The 20,198-nt window shown below is 43.3% G+C and carries 13 protein-coding genes; 10 read left to right on the forward strand and 3 right to left on the reverse strand.

Annotated elements, in window-relative coordinates; genetic code table 11:
- Positions 1-129: 129 nt before the first annotated feature.
- Complete coding sequence (locus tag A3729_RS19450) at positions 130-1,017, forward strand: DUF6160 family protein (RefSeq protein ID WP_156490548.1); 888 nt, start codon at positions 130-132, stop codon at positions 1,015-1,017.
- Between the two features lie 84 nt (positions 1,018-1,101).
- Entirely contained in the window at positions 1,102-2,544 is a 1,443-nt protein-coding gene (gene sbcB / locus A3729_RS19455) for an exodeoxyribonuclease I (RefSeq protein WP_068512962.1), read from the forward strand.
- 48 nt (positions 2,545-2,592) lie between these two features.
- Here the strand turns inward: sbcB and A3729_RS19460 are convergent, their stop codons facing one another.
- Positions 2,593-5,436 carry an insulinase family protein gene (locus A3729_RS19460; RefSeq protein WP_156490641.1) on the reverse strand — a complete coding sequence of 948 codons (2,844 nt, stop codon included), beginning with the start codon at positions 5,434-5,436 and terminating at the stop codon, positions 2,593-2,595.
- Positions 5,437-5,798: 362 nt separating this feature from the next.
- Between A3729_RS19460 and A3729_RS19465 the strand changes: the two genes are divergently transcribed.
- Together A3729_RS19465 and A3729_RS19470 are read left to right on the forward strand one after the other, a co-directional pair.
- On the forward strand, positions 5,799-7,790 hold the full coding sequence (locus A3729_RS19465) for an SDR family oxidoreductase (RefSeq protein WP_068515512.1): 1,992 nt from the start codon (positions 5,799-5,801) through the stop codon (positions 7,788-7,790).
- Positions 7,791-8,006: 216 nt separating this feature from the next.
- Positions 8,007-8,609 carry a peroxiredoxin gene (locus A3729_RS19470; RefSeq protein ID WP_068515509.1) on the forward strand — a complete coding sequence of 201 codons (603 nt, stop codon included), beginning with the start codon at positions 8,007-8,009 and terminating at the stop codon, positions 8,607-8,609.
- Positions 8,610-8,668: 59 nt separating this feature from the next.
- Here A3729_RS19470 and A3729_RS19475 read toward each other — a convergent pair whose 3' ends face one another.
- Together A3729_RS19475 and A3729_RS19480 are read right to left on the reverse strand one after the other, a co-directional pair.
- Entirely contained in the window at positions 8,669-8,878 is a 210-nt protein-coding gene (locus tag A3729_RS19475; RefSeq protein WP_068515507.1) for a hypothetical protein, read from the reverse strand.
- Between the two features lie 151 nt (positions 8,879-9,029).
- Positions 9,030-10,280 (reverse strand): response regulator, encoded by a 1,251-nt coding sequence (locus A3729_RS19480; RefSeq protein WP_068515504.1) that lies wholly within the window; start codon positions 10,278-10,280, stop codon positions 9,030-9,032.
- Between the two features lie 199 nt (positions 10,281-10,479).
- On the opposite strand from A3729_RS19480, the gene gyrA reads away from it, so the two are divergent.
- From gyrA to rpsA, 6 genes are all read left to right on the forward strand, one after another.
- Positions 10,480-13,104, forward strand: a complete 2,625-nt coding sequence (gene gyrA, locus A3729_RS19485) for a DNA gyrase subunit A (RefSeq protein WP_068634191.1) — start codon at positions 10,480-10,482, stop codon at positions 13,102-13,104.
- Between the two features lie 11 nt (positions 13,105-13,115).
- A complete protein-coding gene (pheA, locus tag A3729_RS19490; protein ID WP_068515499.1) occupies positions 13,116-14,213 on the forward strand; it encodes a prephenate dehydratase in 1,098 nt (365 codons plus the stop codon).
- Entirely contained in the window at positions 14,213-15,346 is a 1,134-nt protein-coding gene (gene hisC, locus A3729_RS19495; protein ID WP_231872046.1) for a histidinol-phosphate transaminase, read from the forward strand. The genes pheA and hisC overlap by 1 nt, the downstream gene beginning before the upstream one ends.
- Positions 15,337-17,562 carry a bifunctional prephenate dehydrogenase/3-phosphoshikimate 1-carboxyvinyltransferase gene (locus A3729_RS19500; protein WP_068553341.1) on the forward strand — a complete coding sequence of 742 codons (2,226 nt, stop codon included), beginning with the start codon at positions 15,337-15,339 and terminating at the stop codon, positions 17,560-17,562. Before hisC ends, A3729_RS19500 begins: the two co-directional genes overlap by 10 nt.
- A 65-nt stretch (positions 17,563-17,627) precedes the next feature.
- Positions 17,628-18,302: a (d)CMP kinase gene (cmk, locus tag A3729_RS19505; protein ID WP_068509312.1), complete on the forward strand. Its 675-nt coding sequence runs from the start codon at positions 17,628-17,630 to the stop codon at positions 18,300-18,302.
- A gap of 119 nt (positions 18,303-18,421) precedes the next feature.
- Positions 18,422-20,098 (forward strand): 30S ribosomal protein S1, encoded by a 1,677-nt coding sequence (gene rpsA, locus A3729_RS19510; protein WP_068509310.1) that lies wholly within the window; start codon positions 18,422-18,424, stop codon positions 20,096-20,098.
- Positions 20,099-20,198 lie beyond the last annotated feature (100 nt).

Below are 20,198 nucleotides of genomic sequence, written 5' to 3' on the forward strand. Positions count from 1 at the left end.
ATATAGTTACATTCGCTTATAAAAAATAATACAAAGACAAAGCAATAGAGTTTTAGTTGTAGATTTTGGGTCGCCGAACAATTCGTTAATGGAACTTGAATAGGTAATTCCGCAGGTATGGGAAATCGGTTGAAAAAATTATTTTTTACAGTTTTGGCTGTAGCCTCAGTTGATGTAGTGGCTGAGCTTAAGCCCATTGCTGATGATGAGCTGAGTCAATACTCTGGCCAAGCCGCTGTTGCCTTTGATATTGATCAAATAGGCTCGAATAGCTATACCCGCGTTACATTGGGTATGGAATCAAAAATGCAGATGAACATTAATAATGTTGAGTTAGGTAAATACGAAAGAGATGGTGAGTTAGGCGCTGACTTCTCTGCTACTAACCTAGCATTTGGTTCTATATCTACTGATGCCGCTCAAGTTCAGCTAGATGGGCAAACTTACGCGGTAAACGATATTATTCCTTTTGAAGTAAATGATCCGTATTTCGAAATTGCCAAAGACGCTACCGATGAGCTTGTAGGCTTTCGTTTGGGCTTTGGTGAAGCTCGTGGTCAGCTTAGCGGTGACTTTGATAGTATTTCTGGTAACGTTGGCGCTACGATTACTGATTTCTTTGGCGATGATTACCAAGCATCGATGCTTAACTTAAGTGGCGATGTCGATAATACTCGTGCTAAGTATTTTGGTGTAGGTAATGATCAAAGTGGAGGTGCAACGGATTGTAATTCGGGTTTTTACTGTTATGACCTTGCAGACTATAAGACTCTTGATGTTGGGCAGAGAAACTCTACAACAGGTAATGTTGATTACACCAACGACTTTTTCATCTCTTTTCAGAAAGAAGACACCGACTGGTCAACGAGTGATGGTCAGATGACCACTGCTTCAGGTGTATTTATTAACATACCTACTTCTCTTCATATAGATATGAATACCGGCACTAATGCTAATGGTACTGAACGAGTTCGGGTGGAATATATCGACCGTGGTGTTGGTTTATTTAAGCCGTAAAATCTTTTCCTTTATTAATCTTACAGTTCTCGAAAAGCAAGCCTATAGAGTACAATATGAACCTTCTTAGATTAGGAGGTTCTAATGCAGTCCATCTTTTGGCACGACTACGAAACATTCGGCGCAGATACTCGCCGAGATAGGCCAAGTCAGTTTGCCGGTGTTAGAACCGATTTAGATTTAAATATCATCGAAGAGCCAACGACTTTTTACTGTCGCCCTTCAGAAGATGCTTTGCCTTCTCCAGAAGCTTGCTTAATTACTGGCATCACACCTCAATATGCACAAGAAAACGGTTTCTCTGAGGTCGAGTTTGCCAAGAAGGTAGAAGAGATTTTTTCAGTCCCGTCTACCTGTGTGGCTGGCTATAATAGTATTCGCTTTGATGATGAAATCACTCGAAACCTGTTTTATAGGAACTTTATAGACCCTTATGAGCGAGAGTGGAAAAACGGTAATTCACGCTGGGACTTAATCGATGTTGTGCGTTTAACTTACGCTCTTCGACCCGAAGGGATCAATTGGCCTTGTGATGACTCTGGAACGCCAAGCTTTAGGCTTGAGGTCTTAAGTCAAGCTAATGGTATTGAGCACTTGTCAGCACATGACGCGATGAGTGATGTTTATGCCACCATCGGCCTAGCTAAGCTAATCAAGTCAGCACAGCCACAATTGTTCGACTATGTTTTTAAAAATAGAGACAAGCATAAGGTACTAGAGTTACTCGAACCAAATAAGCTTAAACCGGTTTTTCATGTTTCTTCGAAATTTCCTGCAAGTAAAGGGTGTTGTGCGCTTATTGTGCCGCTATTTCAAGACTCCAAGAATAAAAATTCCTTTATCTGTTTTGATCTAAGGCAAGACCCTGCTTACTTGTTTGCGCTGAGCAATGAAGAGATTCAGCGTCGGCTTTACATGCCTTCGGCGCAGCTTTCTGAGGGCGAAGAGCGGCCAGCAATCAAGGCGATTCATGTAAATAAATGCCCAATGGTTGTTCCTGCTGCAATGATAAAGACGATGTCTGCTGAACGACTTGAACGCTGGGAGCTGAATCTGGATTTGATGAGGTCACACTTAGAATGGATCAGAAATAACCCAATATTTGTTGAAAAAATTAAAGAAGTGTTCAGCCTGAGCTCCCCCGAGAGAAACGAAACAGACCCCGACTTGATGATATATAGCGGTGGTTTTTTCTCTACCCATGATAAAGCTGAGATGTCGCGCGTTAGGCAGGCCAGTGATATTGAGTTGGAGGAAGAGGAGTTTAGATTTCAGGATAGTCGTTTGCCGGAATTATTGTTTCGCTACAAAGCGCGAAACTTTCCTCAAACTTTGACGGAGGAAGAGCAGTCAAAGTGGGAGCGGTATTGTGCAAACAAATTGATGAGCGCCGATGGCGGGTACCTTACTTTTAAAGAGTTCTTCGATCGCATTCATGCAATATCTCAATCGGATATCGACTCTAAATCTCAGTCGGTGCTTGAAGATCTCCGGTTCTATGGTGAGTCTATCATTCCATATGCCTAGTAAAGAGCTTCAGATAGCGCGGGCTATCTGAAGCTAAATAAGCTTTTTCTAGAACTTGCTGAACCCTTGCCATTGTTCAGTAGAAAGATTCGTCATGCCCTCGGCGCTGTTAATTTCTGTCTTTTCTGGTTCTCTTGCCTGAGAGTTTTCAGAATTAGATTTTGCGACAACAGTAAGCACCCCGTTTTCGTCAGCAATAATGTTCTGAACTAGAGTGCTCATATCTTCTAAGGTAAGAGAGTTCACTTCTTTAGCTAATTGTTCTTTGGTGTCGAAGTCTACATTTTTTATATCAATGTCTTTCCAAAACCTATTGGAGCGTGAATAAAGGGTGTTGTCTTGCTTTAGTAGGTTTGCAACAACCGAGCTCTTGTGCTTGTTCAAGTCAGCTTTGCTTGTTGACCTAACTGTCTCTAAGCTTGTATGAATGAACGCCTTGGTTTCCTTATAAAGCTCTTGGCCTGTGTTACTAGGGGACTGAACAATGAACGCTATAGCCGGTACTTCAAGCAACTCAAAATTTGTTGCGAATACGATGTAACCCATTTGTTTTTGAGTGCGGACTTGGTTGTAGTAATCACTAGAGAGTATTTGAGTGAGTAGTAAGTACTTAGCACGTTCTTTGTGACTAGTAGTTTTTCCTTGTACATAGTGAACAAAGCCGGTATCACTGTGCTCGGTGTCGAGCGTGTTGAGCCAAGGAGTCTTAGGTGGTATGCGGCGAATTTTGGCGCGGCTGACCTCGGTCTTAGTTGCCTTATCAAGTAATATGCTTTGAATTAATTGTGCATTATTGAGTGTTGATGCACGCGATAGGTTTCCGCTACTCAACACTGCTATATCTAGTTGAGACAGAAAGTCTTCACGAAACTGATTAATATCTTCTAGTTTTATATCTCTAAGTGCGCTCAGACGTTCTTCTTCATTCCAAGAAGGAGCAATAACTACGTTCTGAGCTTTGGAAATAGCTTGCTGAAATGGCTTCTTATCTTTTGCGTTTGATAGGCTTCTAGACAAGCGTTCTTTCATTATAGAGAAACGAGAGGGAGAAAACTCTGCATATTTAACGGTGTTAAGTAACTTGCTTAGAAGTTGGGCCTGTCTATCGCTGTACCCGCTGATTTTGATGGTTACACCACGCATATGCTTGTATAGCTCGTAATGAAGGCCTGCAAGATAGGCAGGGTAGCTATATTCATTAAGCGAGTCAGTTAGAAGTTTTACTAAAAGATCTGTCATATTTAGCGTTGCCGCAGACTTAAGCGCTTCAGGGGAGCGTATGGTAAGGAATAAGTTTGATTTAGGCGTGCCAAAGCTAGTGTCAGTGTGATGCCATACTTCTAAGCCAAGTTGTTTGAGCAGAAGCTCTGGCTTTTCAGTATTCATCGTTTTAACTATTGATATGTTTTCCGGAATAAAAATGTTTTTCTCTGGCAGGCTTAGCCTATTGTCCTGCTTAGGCTTGATGAGTTTATCCAGAAGGTTCTGATCCAGTTCTTGAATGTTATAGGGTGCGTCGTACCAGTCAGTAAACCGTTTTCCAACAACTGCTTTAGCGCTAACCGCAACAAACATATTCTTGGGATTAAGATGGCTTAAGTATGTTTTGTATAACTCGTGATCGAACTGCTTGAGCGAGTAGGGCTTGATAAGAATATCTTCTGCTGAAGTAAACTGGAGCGCCCTTGATAGCTTGCTCGTGAAATGAATGGGTTCACTTTTCTCTTGATAGTTAAAAGCAATATCTAACATGGTTTTTTGTTCGTCAAAGTAAAGCTTTTTCAGGCCTTCTTTACGTAGAAGGTCAATATAACTATGAATGGTCTCTAGAATTCGTTCCTGGTTGTCAAAGCCAAACTGAGTCAAGCTCATGCGGATAACAAACAGTTCTTTGACTCTAGTATCAAACTCTGCACCGGCCGATAGTGAGTCGACTAGGTTTTCATTTTTTAATGCCGACAATAGGCTGCCTTTACCCTCATGGCCAATCAGGTTTGATAGGTAGGATACAGGCTTTGAGTCTTGGTGAAGGCTTGATGATGGTATGGGGAATGCGAGCATCATTGATCGCTTGTCCATTATCGATTGCGCTTCAACTTTTACAGGTAGGAAATCTTCTGCGAAGAAATCTTGCGATATGTCGGTAAACTCGACGTTGCTGTTTGGAATGTTACTGAACTTGGCTAGTGTCCACTTTTTAAGTGTTGAAAGAGGCTCTTTCCCCAAAATTACCAAAGTCATTTGATTCGCAGAGTAATTCTTTTGATAAAACTCTAATAAAGTGTCGCGTAACTTTTCTTCGCCTTTGTCACTCAGGGTTTCAAGGTTTCCAACAGAAAAGCGGCTATAGGGGTGATCGTCGGCTAATACTGCTTTTATTACAGAATAAAAGCGTCGTCCATCATCCTTGACTTTGGATGTGTATTCGGAATGAACAGCGTTAACTTCACGCTCGACATACTCGGCGTTAAAAAGCGGGTGAGTGAACTGCTCAGAAAAGCGTTCAAGCGCCGCTTCTAGGAATTCGGGTCGGATATCAAAGAAATAGTTTGTATTTTCAGGTGAAGTATATGCATTGTGTGAGCCGCCATGTTGAGTGATATATTTCTGATAAGCATCAGGCTCAGGGAATTTTTCAGTGCCAAGGAAGAGCATATGTTCAAGAAAGTGGGCCAAGCCCGGATATTCAAGAGGGTCACTTGCGCTGCCAATATTAACGTCTAGAGACGCAGAAGATTTATCGGTATTTGGGTCGGAAACCAGCAAGACTCGAAGTTTGTTTTCTAGTACTAAGTAATCGTAGTGCCGGCTATCATTAGGGCTTTTTTCTATAGAAAGGGAGGCGTTAACATTACTAGATATAATACCTACAGCGCATAATATGAAAAGCAAATAAACTGGCCGTAAAATTGATATTCCGAACACAGAAATTCCTCGATGATCAAAGTAAGTTTAGTGAGCTAGTATAGTGTTATTTCAGCTTGATAGGGGCTTTTGTTAAAGCAAGTTCACGTTAATAACATAATTATATATATTAGAGTAATGTATCTACGTAATCTGTAGTTAAAATAAGGTCACATGGCCGATTAGTATTATATTTCAGCATATTTTTGGCTTTATACTACAATTATCTTTGGTGTGGTCGCATTTGATTTCAGACTTAAGATACTGATGCAGGGAATTAACTAGTTATCCATTGGTAAGCGAATTCTGAGCGAAGCGCAATCAATTTATTCTTTTCGGGGTATTAAGTAATGAGCTATTTTTTGACCGGTGGAACCGGTTTTATTGGTCGTTTTTTAGTTGAGAAACTAATCGCGCGTGGTGAGAAGATATATCTTCTTACACAAGAGTCCAGTATGGAGCGCTATGAGGAATTGCTTGAGCGTTTTAACGTGTCAGGTGATGACGTTGTAGCGATCGTTGGCGATTTGACTCAGGATAACCTGGGTATCTCTGATGCTCAAATGGCCGAGCTCAAAGGAAATGTTAAGCACTTTTATCATCTAGCAGCGATCTATGATTTGAACGCTGGTGCTGAAATTCAGAAAGCAGTAAATGTACAGGGCACAAGAAACGCAATTGTTGCCGCGACAGAAATGCAAGCAGGCTGTTTTAACCATATTAGTTCGATCGCAGCAGCTGGTCTTTATAAGGGGACGTTTAGAGAGGATATGTTCGAAGAGGCCGAGAACCTTGACGATCCATACCTTCAAACAAAACATGACTCGGAAAAGGCTGTTCGAGACGAATGCTCTATTCCTTTCAGAATCTATCGTCCTGGTATGGTTGTGGGGCACTCTAAGACTGGTGAGATCGACAAGATTGACGGTCCATATTACTTCTTCAAAATGCTGCAAAAAATTCGTAACACTTTACCAAAGTGGATGCCTACTATTGGTATTGAAGGTGGCCGCATTAACGTTGTGCCGGTCGACTTTATTGTTGATGCAATTGATCATATTTCCCATGCAGATGGTGAAGATGGAAAATGTTTCCATTTGACTGACCCAGACCCACACAAGGTTGGTGAGGTTCTAAATATTTTTGCCGAAGCTGGTCATGCGCCAACCATGACAATGCGTGTTGATTCTCGCATGTTTGGTTTTATTCCTTCAATGGTTAGGAATGGCCTAAAGAACCTTCCTCCTGTTAAGCGTATTACGAGTGCGGTTTTAAATGATTTTGGTGTTCCAGAGTCGGCAATGGGTTTTATCAATTACCCAACAAAGTTCGACTCTCGCGAAACAGAGCGTGTATTGAAAGGATCAGGAATCGAAGTTCCTCGTCTAGAATCCTACGCACCTGCTATTTGGGATTTTTGGGAGCGTAACCTAGACCCAGATTTACATAAAGATCGTTCCTTAAAAGGTACTGTTGGTGGAAAAGTTTGTGTTGTCACGGGTGCAACATCGGGTATCGGATTGGCGACTGCGCATAAATTGGTAGATGCTGAGGCAATCGTATGTATCGCTGCTAGAACGCAAGAGACTCTGGACGAAGTTAAGGCTGAGCTACAAGCAAAAGGTAAGGGTGAAGTGCATGCTTATCGTTGCGACTTCGCGGACATGAATAACTGTGATGAGTTCGTTGAAGCCGTGCTAAAAGATCATGGTCATGTTGATTATTTGATTAATAACGCAGGCCGCTCGATCAGACGTGCGATTAACCATGCATTTGACCGTTTCCATGATTATGAACGAACTATGCAGCTAAACTACTTTGGTTCTTTGCGTTTGATTATGGGGTTCGCGCCATCAATGCTAGAACGTAAGTGCGGCCATATCGTTAATATTTCCTCTATTGGGGTACTAACTAATGCTCCACGCTTTTCTGCATACGTTGCATCAAAAGCTGCTTTGGATGCATTCTCACGTTGTGCTGCGTCAGAATTTTCCGATAGTAATGTGACTTTCACAACGATTAATATGCCGCTTGTGCGTACGCCGATGATTGGCCCAACTAAGATCTACGACTCTGTTCCGACATTGTCGCCAGATGATGCGGCAGATTTGATTGCTGAAGCGATTGTGCATCGACCAAAGCGTATCGCTACACGCTTGGGGACTTTTGCTGCAGTACTTCACTGCTTAGCTCCTAAGGTTGGTGAGATTGTAATGAATACTGGCTATAAGATGTTCCCTGATTCAGCTGCGGCTCAAGGTAAGGGGCAAGCTAATGAAAAGCCAAAAGTTTCAACAGAGCAGGTTGCATTCGCTGCGATCATGCGTGGTATTCACTGGTAAGGCGTTTTGTCTAGCTAGTATTTGATGCTATGTAGTAATAGAAAAGGGGCTTCGGCCTCTTTTTCTTTTTTAGAAGCTTACTTTTTCAGAAAAAGTAACTAAGAAATGGTGTAATTATTTTTACTGGCTGTGTAATATAGCCACGTTGTTTTAACCACACTAAGAGATACGTTCTGTATCTCTATCGAATAAAACTTTTAAGGAAGGTAATAACTAATGAGTGTTTTAGTTGGTAAGCAAGCTCCTGATTTTACAGTATCTGCAGTACTAGGTGACGGTTCTATCGTTGATGAATTTACGTTTTCTGAAGCGACAAAAGGCAAGTATGCCTTGGTGTTCTTTTATCCATTAGATTTTACTTTTGTTTGTCCATCTGAGTTGATTGCTCTGGATCACAGAATGGATGACTTCAAAGCTCGTGGCGTTGAAGTTATTGGTGTTTCTATCGATTCTCACTTCACTCACAACGCTTGGAGAAACACTCCAATCAATGATGGTGGTATTGGTCAGGTAGGTTATACGCTAGCAGCAGACATGAACCACGATATTTGTAAGGCTTATGATGTTGAGTCAGAAGGTGGTGTTGCATTCCGTGGTGCATTTTTGATTGATACTAACGGTACTGTTCGTTCGCAAATCGTTAACGATTTACCGCTTGGTCGTAATATGGACGAATTGATTCGTCTAGTTGACGCGCTTCAATTCCATGAAGAGCATGGCGAGGTTTGTCCTGCAGGTTGGAATAAAGGTGACAAAGGTATGAACGCTTCTCCTGATGGCGTTGCTGCATACTTATCAGAGAATGCCGACAATCTTTAATGGTCGATAAGTCTTTGTAATATGAAAAAGCCCAACATTAAGTTGGGCTTTTTTGTTTTTTAGTGCTCTTGTTTTGAATAAAGTCGTTCAAAGCTCCATACGAGCATTATGGGGATGGTGATAGCTAGCGTTCCCATGCTGTAGTCTGATAAAGAGCGCTCAGTAATTCCATGAATCAAAAGCATGAAAATATCCAGGGTAATCAGCCCGAAAAGAGCGCCAGATATATAGTCGCTATAATCATGATACCAAGGTGTGGCGTTACTCATTGTTGTTCTACCTTTCTTGTGTTTCAGGCAGTTGCTGTGCCCGATAGTTTTTATTTTTATTGTGACAAAAGCAGAATATCACGGTGTGTTGGTGCTGTAAGAGTATAGTCAGGGCTATCTCTTCGCTGCAAGTATATCTTGCAGGACTTGCTTAGTCTTCAAACCATACCTGATTTTCACCATTTTCTCGGGCTAGATACAGGCGATTGTCAGCATTTTTTAAAAGCTCAATTAAAGAGTTATTGTTGTTCTCGGTTATTCCTGCTGAAACAGTGAAGTTGAAGCTGAACTCATCTATCATAACAATATGGTCTTCAACTAGCTCCCTAAAGCCGTCTACAAGCTTTGCTGCTTGTTCCAGGCTTAGCCCTGCCATAAGTATTGCAACGTCAGAGTCGTTTATTCGAGCGTATTGGAAGCGATTGAATGCCTTTGGTAGCAGGGTGGTTAGATTGCGCATGGTGATATCGGGCGCATCCAGGCCGTGCTTGTCTTGAATGTTATGCATTTGGTCAACAGAGAGTAGAGCAACAGATACTGGGGTGCTCTGGCTTACGGCCTTTTCTAACTCTTTGTTCCCATCAAGAAAGAACTTCTGTTTGTTGGGCAGCCCTGTAACAAAGTCATGGAAGGCGAGATATTTAAGCGTTTGGGAATGCTCAAGGTTTTCGATGTTGTGTAAAATGCGGCAATGAAACTCTTCATGGCTAAAGGGTTTGTTCAAGAAGTCGTTTGCGCCATTTTTTATGAACTTGGCAGTTAGTTTTCCGTCACCTTCACCAGACAAGCCGATTATAACCAGCTCATTCTTGCTCACCTCTTTTCGGATGTTTTTGACCAAGTCAAAGCCGTTCATTCTTGGCATGTTGTAATCGGTAATCAGTAGTTTAATATCTGGGTGTTGTTCAAGGGCCTCTAAAGCCGTGTCGCCATCGTCTGCGGTGTGCACTTGATAAAGGTGTGTCTCAAGTTGCTGTTGAATGTAGCGGCGAGACATTTTGGAGTCGTCTGCTACAAGAATTTTTATATGCTGGTTTTTTTCAAGGCGCTTAATCAGCTTTATGACATACTCGTAAGAGAAGCGGCTTTCTTTTACAACGTAGTCGACGATTCGCTTTTCCAGCATTTTCTCCCTTTTCTCTTCATCGTAATTTCCCGTGAGTACGATGGTGGGGATTTTTTCTGCAATGGTGTAGTCAACGACTTCTCCATCCGGTGCGTCAGGAAGGTTTAGGTCGACCACTGCAACAAGGTACGCATCTGCGCCATTATTTTGAATGTGTTCCTTTGCTTCTGCGAAGGACGTGGCGATGTCAAAAGGGAAGCCAGCATTGCTTTTGTTGATGTGTTTGATGATTTTTACAACAATCGAGCTGTCTTCAACAAGTAAGAATTTTTTCATAGTTGAGGGTACGCTAGTCTGTACATAATAAAAGGGCGCTATATAGAAGCCGTGGGTTTATCTATCAGCTTAGTAGTTCCTCGCATAGTCTCCAGTTTTTAGTCTTCAAAAAGTTTAAATATGGTCACTTTTGACATTCAAATATGTTAGAATCGCGACCTTTATTTTAATAATCAGAATAAACAGGAACGCTGTCCATATGGGTGATCAAGCGAAAGAAATCCTTCCAGTTAATATTGAAGACGAATTGAAGCAGTCGTATCTCGATTATGCGATGAGTGTTATCGTTGGTCGTGCCTTGCCTGATGCGCGTGACGGTCTCAAGCCTGTGCATCGTCGAGTCTTGTTTGCGATGAGCGAACTGGGGAATGACTGGAACAAGGCGTACAAGAAGTCAGCACGTGTCGTCGGTGACGTAATCGGTAAATATCACCCTCATGGTGACTCCGCCGTATACGATACGATTGTACGAATGGCTCAGCCTTTCTCTTTGCGTTACATGCTTGTAGATGGACAGGGTAACTTTGGTTCCATAGATGGTGATAACCCAGCTGCGATGCGATATACCGAAATTCGTATGCAGAAGCTTGCTCATTCGTTGCTTGCTGACTTGGACAAAGAAACAGTCGATTTTGTTCCTAACTATGACGGTACCGAGCAGATACCCGAAGTTATGCCGACTAGAGTTCCTAACCTGTTGGTGAATGGCTCGTCAGGTATCGCTGTTGGTATGGCGACTAATATTCCACCACACAACTTAACTGAAGTTGTTGGTGCTTGCCTTGCTCTGATGGAAAATAGTGATATTACCTGTGAAGAGTTGATGGAAATTATTCCAGGTCCAGATTTTCCAACCGCTGCGATTATTAATGGTCGTGCAGGGATAGTCCAGGCTTACCAGACTGGCCGCGGGAAAATTTATTTAAGAGCGCGCTATGAGGTCGAGACCGATAAGAATGGAAAAGAGCGCATTGTCGTTACAGAAATTCCATATCAGGTTAATAAAGCCCGTTTGATAGAGAAAATAGCCGAGCTTGTTAAAGACAAGAAGATCGAAGGTATTACCGAGCTTCGTGACGAGTCTAATAAAGAAGGTATGCGAATAGTGATCGAACTTCGACGTGGCGAAATGCCTGAAGTGATCATGAACAACCTTTATGCCCAGACTCAACTTGAGAACGTATTTGGTATTAATATGGTTGCTTTGGTTGATGGTGAGCCAAAGACGATCAATCTAAAGCAATCGCTAGAAATATTCGTCAAGCACCGAAGAGAAGTCGTTACTCGTAGAACAGTCTACTTGCTCCGTAAAGCGAGAGAGCGTGGGCATGTGTTGGAAGGTTTAACGGTTGCTTTGGCAAATATCGATCCGGTTATTGAGTTAATCAAGAAGTCACCAAGTTCTGCGGAAGCGAAAGAAAAACTCTTGGCTCAAGCTTGGAGTCCTGGTGATGTGACCGCGATGCTTGCTAGTGCAGGTGAGAATGCCTGTCGCCCAGATGATTTAGAACCACAGTATGGCTTGCGTGATGGTAAATATTACTTATCGCCAACTCAGGCTCAAGAAATTCTGAATATGCGTTTGCACCGTTTGACCGGTTTGGAAACGGAAAAACTCATTGGCGAATATCGTGAGATACTAGAGCGAATCGGAGAGTTTTTAGCGATTCTGAGTGATCCGGTTAAATTGATGCAGGTTATTCGTGAGGAGCTTGAAGCGGTTCTTGAAGAGTATGGAGATGAGCGCCGTAGTGAGATTATTTCTTCACGTCGTGATTTGACAGTTGCAGATTTAATCAATGAAGAAGACCTGGTAGTTACTATTTCTCATGGAGGCTATGCAAAAACTCAGCCTGTTGAAGATTATCAGGCTCAGCGTCGCGGTGGTCGAGGGAAGTCTGCAACGTCGATGAAGGATGAAGACTTTATCGAAAAACTACTCGTGGCCAATTCCCACGATACGATTTTATGCTTTACCAATAAAGGTAAGGTTTACTGGTTGAGAGTGTTCGAAATTCCGCAGGCCAGCCGTGGTTCTCGTGGTCGCCCAATGGTGAATATTCTGCCATTGGATGAAGGCGAACGCGTAACGACTTTCTTGCCTGTTCATGAGTACGCTGAAAATAACTTTATCTTTATGGCTACAGCTAACGGTACGGTTAAGAAAACTCCGCTCGAAAACTTTGCTCGCCCACGTAGTTCTGGTTTGATTGCTTTAGCTCTTGATGACGGGGATACGTTGATCGGAGCCTCGATCACTGATGGTGACCGTGACATTATGTTGATGAGTAACTCGGGTAAGATGATTCGCTTCCATGAGTCAAATGTAAGAGCGATGGGACGAACTGCTCGAGGTGTTCGCGGTATTAAAATAGCTGAAGAGCATCAGGTTGTATCCTTGATTATTCCTGAAGAAGAAGGCCTGTTATTGGTTGCAAGTGAAAATGGTTACGGTAAGCGTACTCGCATGGATGAATTCTCAGTAATCGGGCGTGGTGGTCAAGGCGTGATTGCAATGCAATGCTCCGAGCGAAATGGTTTGTTGGTGTCTGCGGTTCAAGTTAAGGAAGGTGATGAGCTGATGCTTATTTCCGATAAAGGCACTTTGGTTAGAACTCGTACAGAAGAAGTTTCGATCCTCGGTCGAAATACTCAGGGTGTAAGGCTGATCAAGCTATCTCAAGAGAATGAGCATTTAGTTGGTGTGGAGCGTGTTGATGAGTCTAGTCTTGATGAACAAGAAATAGAAGAGGGAACTGATACTGTTGAGGCAGGCGCTTCGAGTGAATCAGATGAATCTTCAGATCAATCACCTGAGGCCTAACTGGAAATATAATGGTAGATGAAGCAACAGAGCTCGCAAAGCTACGGGCTCAGATTGATGAGATTGATCAAAATATTCAGTCTTTGATCAACCAGCGCGCAGCTTGTGCTCAGCGTGTTGCTGAGGTGAAGCAGGCTGCTGCCGGTAATGAGCTTGTGCAGTATTATCGCCCTGAGCGAGAGGCTCAGGTCCTGCGGGCCGTAATGGAACGCAATACGGGGCCTATGCCAGATGAAGATGTTGCTAAGCTCTTCAGAGAGATAATGTCCTGTTGTCTAGCCCTTGAAAAACCAATGAAGGTAGCTTTTTTAGGGCCGGAAGGTACTTATACGCATGCAGCGGCCCTAAAACATTTTGGACACTTTGTTCATGCTCAGCCTATGAGTGCAATTGATGAAGTGTTTCGAGAGGTGGAGTCTGGCCAGGCAAACTATGGCGTTGTACCAGTTGAGAACTCAACGGAAGGCGTTGTTAATCATACTTTGGATAGTTTCGTAAATTCACCTTTATTCATTGCTGGTGAAGTGAAGTTAAGAATTCATCACCACTTGCTATCGAATGATGAAATCAAACCCTCTGATATCAAACGAGTCTATTCCCATCAGCAATCTTTGGCGCAGTGCCGGAAATGGTTGGATGCGAATTGCCCTCAAGTTGAGCGTGTTGCTGTTAGTAGTAATGCCGAGGCTGCAAAGCTCAGCATGAAAGAAGAAGGGGCTGTTGCGATCGCTGGTGACATGGCAGCCGAGCAGTATAGCTTACTCAAACTTGTCGAGAATATTGAAGATCAGCCTGATAATACGACCCGCTTCTTGATTATCGGTAGCGATGTTGTTCCTGCTAGCGGTCAAGATAAGACCTCTATTATGGTGTCGGCCAAGAACAAACCAGGGGCACTATATCACGTCCTTGAGCCTTTCCATCAAAATGATATTAGCCTTACCCGCCTGGAAACTCGGCCTTCGAATTCCGGTACTTGGGCCTATGTGTTCTTTATTGATTTCGAAGGTCATATCGATGACGAAGGCGTGCAGAAAGTTGTTCAGCAGGTTTCTCCTGATGCGGTAGAAATTAAACATCTCGGTTCTTACCCGGTGGGTGTGCTCTAGTGAAAAAATCTGACCAGCTTTCAGGTTTGGCTGTAGCGCCTGTCCAGGCTTTGCATCCTTATCAACCCGGAAAACCCATTGACGAGCTAGAACGAGAGTTGGGTATTAGCGATATTGTAAAGCTGGCAAGTAATGAAAATCCTCTGGGTATGAGTGAATTGGCAAAACAAGCCATTTCAGCTGAGCTCGCTGAGGGAAGTCGTTACCCTGATGGCAATGGCTATAAACTAAAGTATGCCTTAAAAGAGTATCTGTCATTTCAAGGGCATGACATCAGCCTTGAGAGCATGACGCTTGGCAACGGCTCAAATGACTTGTTGGATATTATTACTCGTTGTTTTTCTGATCGAGATTCTGAAGTAATTTTCTCTGAATATGCCTTCGCAGTTTATGCGATATCCTGTCAGGCTGTAGGTGCTAAAGCTGTTGTAGCTCCCTCAAAAGATTGGGGTCATGACCTTGATGCAATGTATGAGCGAATTTCTGAGAAAACCAAACTAATATTTATTGCTAACCCGAATAACCCAACGGGGACATCGATCAATAAAGATCTTTTGCTTGAGTTTCTAGCCAAGGTGCCGGAACGAGTGATTGTTGTTTTGGATGAAGCTTATTGTGAATACATTTCCGATGAAGACTTTCCGGATGGTATCGGTCTTGTCGAAAAGCACACAAATCTGATTGTTACTAGAACCTTTTCCAAAGCTTGGGGGTTGGCTTCTTTGCGTGTGGGCTATGCTGTCTCTCATCCGGGTATCGCGAATATCCTTAATCGTGTACGGCACCCGTTTAATGTCAATTCTTTAGCATTAGCCGCAGCAGCTGCTGTTTTAAGAGATGATGCCTACCTAAAGGCTAGTGTTGAGTGTAATGCTCAAGGGATGTGTCAGATGGCGCTTGCTCTTGAGCATCTCGGGCTAGAATTTATTCCGTCAAAAGGTAACTTTATTACCTTTGATACGGGTGTTGATGCTATGGAAATTTATCAGCGCTTGTTGAAGCTTGGTGTGATTGTGCGCCCTGTAGCGAATTACGGTATGAACTCGTTCCTTCGTGTATCTATTGGTTTGGAGCAGGAGAATTCAAAGTTTATTAAAGCACTCGACTCTTTACGAGAGGAAGGATGCTTGTGAGCTCGCGCATTGCAAGGTTGGCTGTAATTGGTGTTGGGTTGATTGGTGGCTCCTTGGCTAAGGCCGCGAGAACTGAAGGTTTTGCAGCACACACTTGCGGTTACTCCTTAAATCATAGTGAGGCTAAGCTTGGTGTTGAGTTAGGAGTTATCGATGAGGCTGCTGAATCTATCGCTGCGGCAGTGAAAGGTGCTGACTTGGTTGTGCTGGCGGTTCCTGTAAAGGCATTTGAAGATGTCTTAAGTGAAGTAAAGGTGTCATTGAAAGAGGGGGCTGTTGTTACCGATGTTGGTAGCGTAAAAAAATGCTTTCTTGAGGCTGTTGAAGCAGTCTATGGTGAGGTACCTTCGTTTGTCGTTCCGGGGCACCCAATAGCGGGCTCGGAACGCAGTGGAGTCATGGCTGCTGATGAAAATTTATATCAGCGCCATAAAGTCATATTGACACCCTTAAAAAATACTAACCATCTTGCTTTGTCCCTGGTTCGGTCTATGTGGCGTATGGCCGGTGCGACCGTGCTTGAAATGTCGATTGAGAAGCATGATGAAGTCCTTGCTGCGACTAGCCATTTGCCACATTTGTTAGCCTTTTCGTTGGTCGATACGCTTGCCGGTGAGGAGCAGAACCAAGAGATCTTCCGTTATGCAGCGGGAGGCTTTAGAGATTTTACTCGTATTGCCGCAAGTGATCCTTTGATGTGGCATGACATTTTTCTTGCCAATAAAGATGCCTTACTTAAGGTTTTAGATCACTTTACTTCAGACCTTGCTTCCTTGAGAACCAGTGTCGAGCAAGGCGATAGTCAGCACTTGTTAGGCGTTTTTACGCGAGCTAAGTCTGCGAGAGAGCACTTTTCAAAAATACTAAACGGACAGTCGTATACCGATACTATGAATACTAAAAATGTAACGTTCAAAATGGCACCTGGCGGTGAAGTTCGCGGAAATATCCGAGTAGCGGGCGATAAATCGATTTCCCATCGTTCAATAATGTTAGGCGCTCTTGCAGAAGGAGTGACGGAAGTTGAAGGGTTTCTTGAGGGCGAAGATAGTCTGGCGACACTTCAGGCCTTTAGGGATATGGGGGTTGTAATTGAGGGGCCAGAAGAAGGGCGAGTTAAGATTCATGGTGTTGGTCTGCATGGTCTTCAAGCGCCTCCTGGGCCACTTTACCTTGGTAACTCAGGAACTGGTATGCGTTTATTTGCCGGTCTACTTGCCGGGCAAAAATTTGATACGGAATTGACGGGTGATGAGTCTTTATCTAAGCGGCCAATGGAGCGAGTTGCTGGCCCATTACGTCAAATGGGTGCGAAAATTGAGTCTGCGGAAGGTGGACGTCCGCCTCTAAAAATTAGTGGTTCTCAAACTCTGGCAGGTATTCGTTATGATATGCCAATGGCCAGTGCGCAAGTTAAGTCTTGTTTGTTATTGGCGGGCTTATACGCTGATGGCGAAACACAGGTTCAGGAGCCAGCGCCGACTCGAGACCATACAGAGCGTATGCTTAATGGTTTTGGTTATCCGGTAAAGCGAGAGGGTGCAGTTGCTACTTTGGCTGGAGGTGGTTCTCTGAAAGGCGGGTCTATTGATGTGCCTGCGGATATTTCCTCTGCAGCTTTCTTTATGGTTGCTGCATCTATCTGCCCAGGCGCTGATTTGACACTCAAGCACGTAGGCCTAAACCCTACGCGTGTTGGTATTATCAACATTTTACGCCAGATGGGTGCTGATATAGAGGTAATGAATGAGTCTGTCGTAGGTGGTGAGCCTGTAGGCGACATTCGTGTTAAGCATGCACCTCTTAAAGGAATTAAAATTCCAGAGGATCAGGTTCCGCTTGCGATCGATGAGTTTCCTGTTTTGTTTATTGCTGCGGTTTGTGCTGAGGGAGAGACGGTCTTAAGTGGCGCTGAAGAGCTTCGTGTTAAGGAAAGCGACCGTATACAAGTGATGGCTGATGGTTTGGCGCAGCTGGGTGTTAGAACGGATGTTAAGCACGACGGTATAGTGATCAAGAATTCTGAGATTCAAGGCGGTACAGTTCATAGTCATGGCGATCATAGAATAGCGATGTCTTTCGCTGTCGCTTCATTAAGAGCGAAGGGTGAAATCGTGATTAGGGATTGTGCTAATGTTGCGACGTCATTTCCAAATTTTGTTGAGTTGGCTAGTGAAGTGGGTCTGAATATTAGCGTTGAAGACGATTCCGAGTAAAACGAGTTGTAGTAAAGAATGGTGCTGAAAAATTTCGTGACATTCAAAAAATTGGAGATAGTTGAATGACATGCAAAGTATTAACGATAGATGGTCCCAGCGGCGCGGGTAAGGGGAGTATTGCTCAGCTCGTGGCGAAGCATTTGGGCTGGTCTTTGCTTGATAGCGGGGCGCTTTATCGTCTTACCGCGCTGGCTGCTACTAGGTTGGGGGTTGCTTTCGATAACGAAGAGGCTTTGGCTGAAGTCGCTGAGAAGTTAGATGTTGAATTCGTTCCATCTGAGTACGGTGAGCCTGTCAGAGTATTACTTGGTGGTCAGGATGTGACGAATGATATTCGTACAGAAACTGTGGGTAATGATGCGTCAAAGATAGCGCCTTTGGCATCTGTTCGCGCAGCATTATTGCAAAGGCAAAGAAACTTTGCAGTCGAGCCTGGCTTGGTTGCTGATGGTCGAGATATGGGGACAGTGGTGTTTCCAGAGGCAGAATATAAGGTATTTATGACAGCGAGCGCAGAAGCTAGGGCGGATAGACGCTTTAAGCAGTTGAAGGCGGAGGGGGAAGATGTTAAAATCGCGCCCCTTTTAAAGGAGATAGAAGAGCGAGACGCCCGAGACATGGGGCGAAAAAATGCTCCGCTCAAAGCCGCTGAAGATGCGTATCATGTTGATACTACAGGGCTTTCTATCGAAGAAGTTTTAAAGGAAGTTGTTAATTTTATTGAGCGGAAATCTTAATAAATACGACTTCTAAACTTTTGGGTTTTGGTTAACGTTGGCCAGCAATGCAAAACCCATTTCAATAAATAAACCGTACATGCTGGTGGTACGGAGAATTTAATCACACAGGAATTGTAATGAGCGAGAGCTTTGCAGAGTTATTTGAAGAGAGTCTAAATGAAATCGATATGACCCCGGGAGCAATTATTGCGGGTGTTGTAGTAGATATTGATAGCGACTGGGTTACAGTAAACGCTGGCCTAAAGTCAGAAGGTGTTATACCTCTATCTCAATTTGTTAACGAGAGCGGTGAAGTCGAATTAAAGATCGGTGACTCTGTTGATGTTGCACTAGATGCTGTTGAAGATGGCTTCGGTGAAACACGCCTATCTCGTGAGAAGGCTAAGCGTGCTGAAGCTTGGAAAGAGCTTGAGAAAGCATTTGAAGCTGAAGAAATCGTTAAAGGTGTGATTAACGGTAAGGTTAAAGGTGGTTTCACTGTTGAGCTGAAAACTATCCGTGCCTTCCTTCCTGGTTCATTGGTTGATGTTCGTCCAGTACGTGACACGCTACACCTTGAAGGTAAAGAATTAGAATTTAAAGTTATCAAGCTAGATCAGAAGCGTAACAACGTTGTTGTTTCTCGTCGTTCAGTGCTTGAAGCTGAAAATAGTGCAGAACGTGAAGCATTGCTTGAGTCAATGGCTGAAGGTATGGAAGCCAAGGGTATCGTTAAGAACCTTACTGACTACGGTGCTTTCGTTGACTTAGGTGGTGTTGACGGTCTTCTACACATTACAGATATGGCTTGGAAGCGTATTAAGCATCCAAGTGAAATCGTAAATGTTGGTGACGAGATCAATGTTAAAGTATTGAAGTTTGATCGTGAGCGTAACCGTGTTTCACTAGGCCTTAAGCAGCTAGGTGAAGATCCATGGGTACAGATCAAAGAGCGTTACCCAGAGAATACTCGTGTAACTGCGCGCGTAACTAACCTAACTGACTACGGTTGTTTCGCAGAAATTGAAGAAGGCGTTGAAGGTCTTGTTCACGTTTCTGAAATGGATTGGACTAACAAGAACATTCACCCATCTAAGGTTGTTCAGTTAGGTGATGAAGTTGAAGTAATGGTTCTTGATATCGATGAAGAGCGTCGTCGTATTTCTCTAGGTATTAAGCAGTGTCACGCTAATCCTTGGGAAGAGTTCTCAAGCAAGTTCAACAAAGAAGATAAAGTTAGCGGTAAGATCAAATCTATCACTGACTTCGGCATCTTCATTGGTTTGGATGGCGGCATTGACGGTCTAGTTCACTTGTCTGATATTTCTTGGCACGAAACTGGCGAAGAAGCTGTTCGTAAGTACAAGAAAGGCGACGAGATTGAAACTGTGATTCTTTCTGTTGATCCAGAGCGTGAGCGTATCTCTTTAGGTATCAAGCAGCTTGAGCGCGACCCATTTGCTGAATACGTGCAGGTTAACGATAAAGGTACTATCGTTACAGGTACTGTTAAGTCAGTAGATGCGAAAGCAGCTATTGTAGAACTTGGCGAAGATGTTGAAGCGACTTTGAAAGCTTCTGAAATGAGTCAGGATCGTGTTGAAGATCTAACTACTCAGCTTAAAGAAGGCGATGAAGTAGAAGCTAAGATCATCAATATTGATCGTAAGAATCGCGTAATTAATTTGTCTGTTAAGTCTAAAGATATCGATGACGAAAAGCAGGCGATGAAAGAAGTTCGTGAGAAGCAAGTTGAGTCTGCTGGACCAACTACAATCGGTGATTTGATTAAAGAGCAAATGCAAAACAAGTAATGCGCTTTCATCAATACAACTAACTGGTTGTAATATAATCAAAAAAAACGGGCTATAGGCCCGTTTTTTTTGTTTTTTTGGTTTCTTTGTCTACACTGAA

It is taken from the genome of Oleiphilus sp. HI0043, from assembly GCF_001634935.1.

Coding starts and splice junctions, on each gene's coding strand:
- sbcB (WP_068512962.1), top strand. CDS start 1,102: ATGCAGTCCATCTTTTGGCACGACTACGAAACATTCGGCGCAGATACT.
- A3729_RS19465 (WP_068515512.1), top strand. CDS start 5,799: ATGAGCTATTTTTTGACCGGTGGAACCGGTTTTATTGGTCGTTTTTTA.
- A3729_RS19470 (WP_068515509.1), top strand. CDS start 8,007: ATGAGTGTTTTAGTTGGTAAGCAAGCTCCTGATTTTACAGTATCTGCA.
- A3729_RS19475 (WP_068515507.1), bottom strand. CDS start 8,878: ATGAGTAACGCCACACCTTGGTATCATGATTATAGCGACTATATATCT.
- A3729_RS19480 (WP_068515504.1), bottom strand. CDS start 10,280: ATGAAAAAATTCTTACTTGTTGAAGACAGCTCGATTGTTGTAAAAATC.
- gyrA (WP_068634191.1), top strand. CDS start 10,480: ATGGGTGATCAAGCGAAAGAAATCCTTCCAGTTAATATTGAAGACGAA.
- pheA (WP_068515499.1), top strand. CDS start 13,116: ATGGTAGATGAAGCAACAGAGCTCGCAAAGCTACGGGCTCAGATTGAT.
- A3729_RS19500 (WP_068553341.1), top strand. CDS start 15,337: ATGCTTGTGAGCTCGCGCATTGCAAGGTTGGCTGTAATTGGTGTTGGG.
- cmk (WP_068509312.1), top strand. CDS start 17,628: ATGACATGCAAAGTATTAACGATAGATGGTCCCAGCGGCGCGGGTAAG.
- rpsA (WP_068509310.1), top strand. CDS start 18,422: ATGAGCGAGAGCTTTGCAGAGTTATTTGAAGAGAGTCTAAATGAAATC.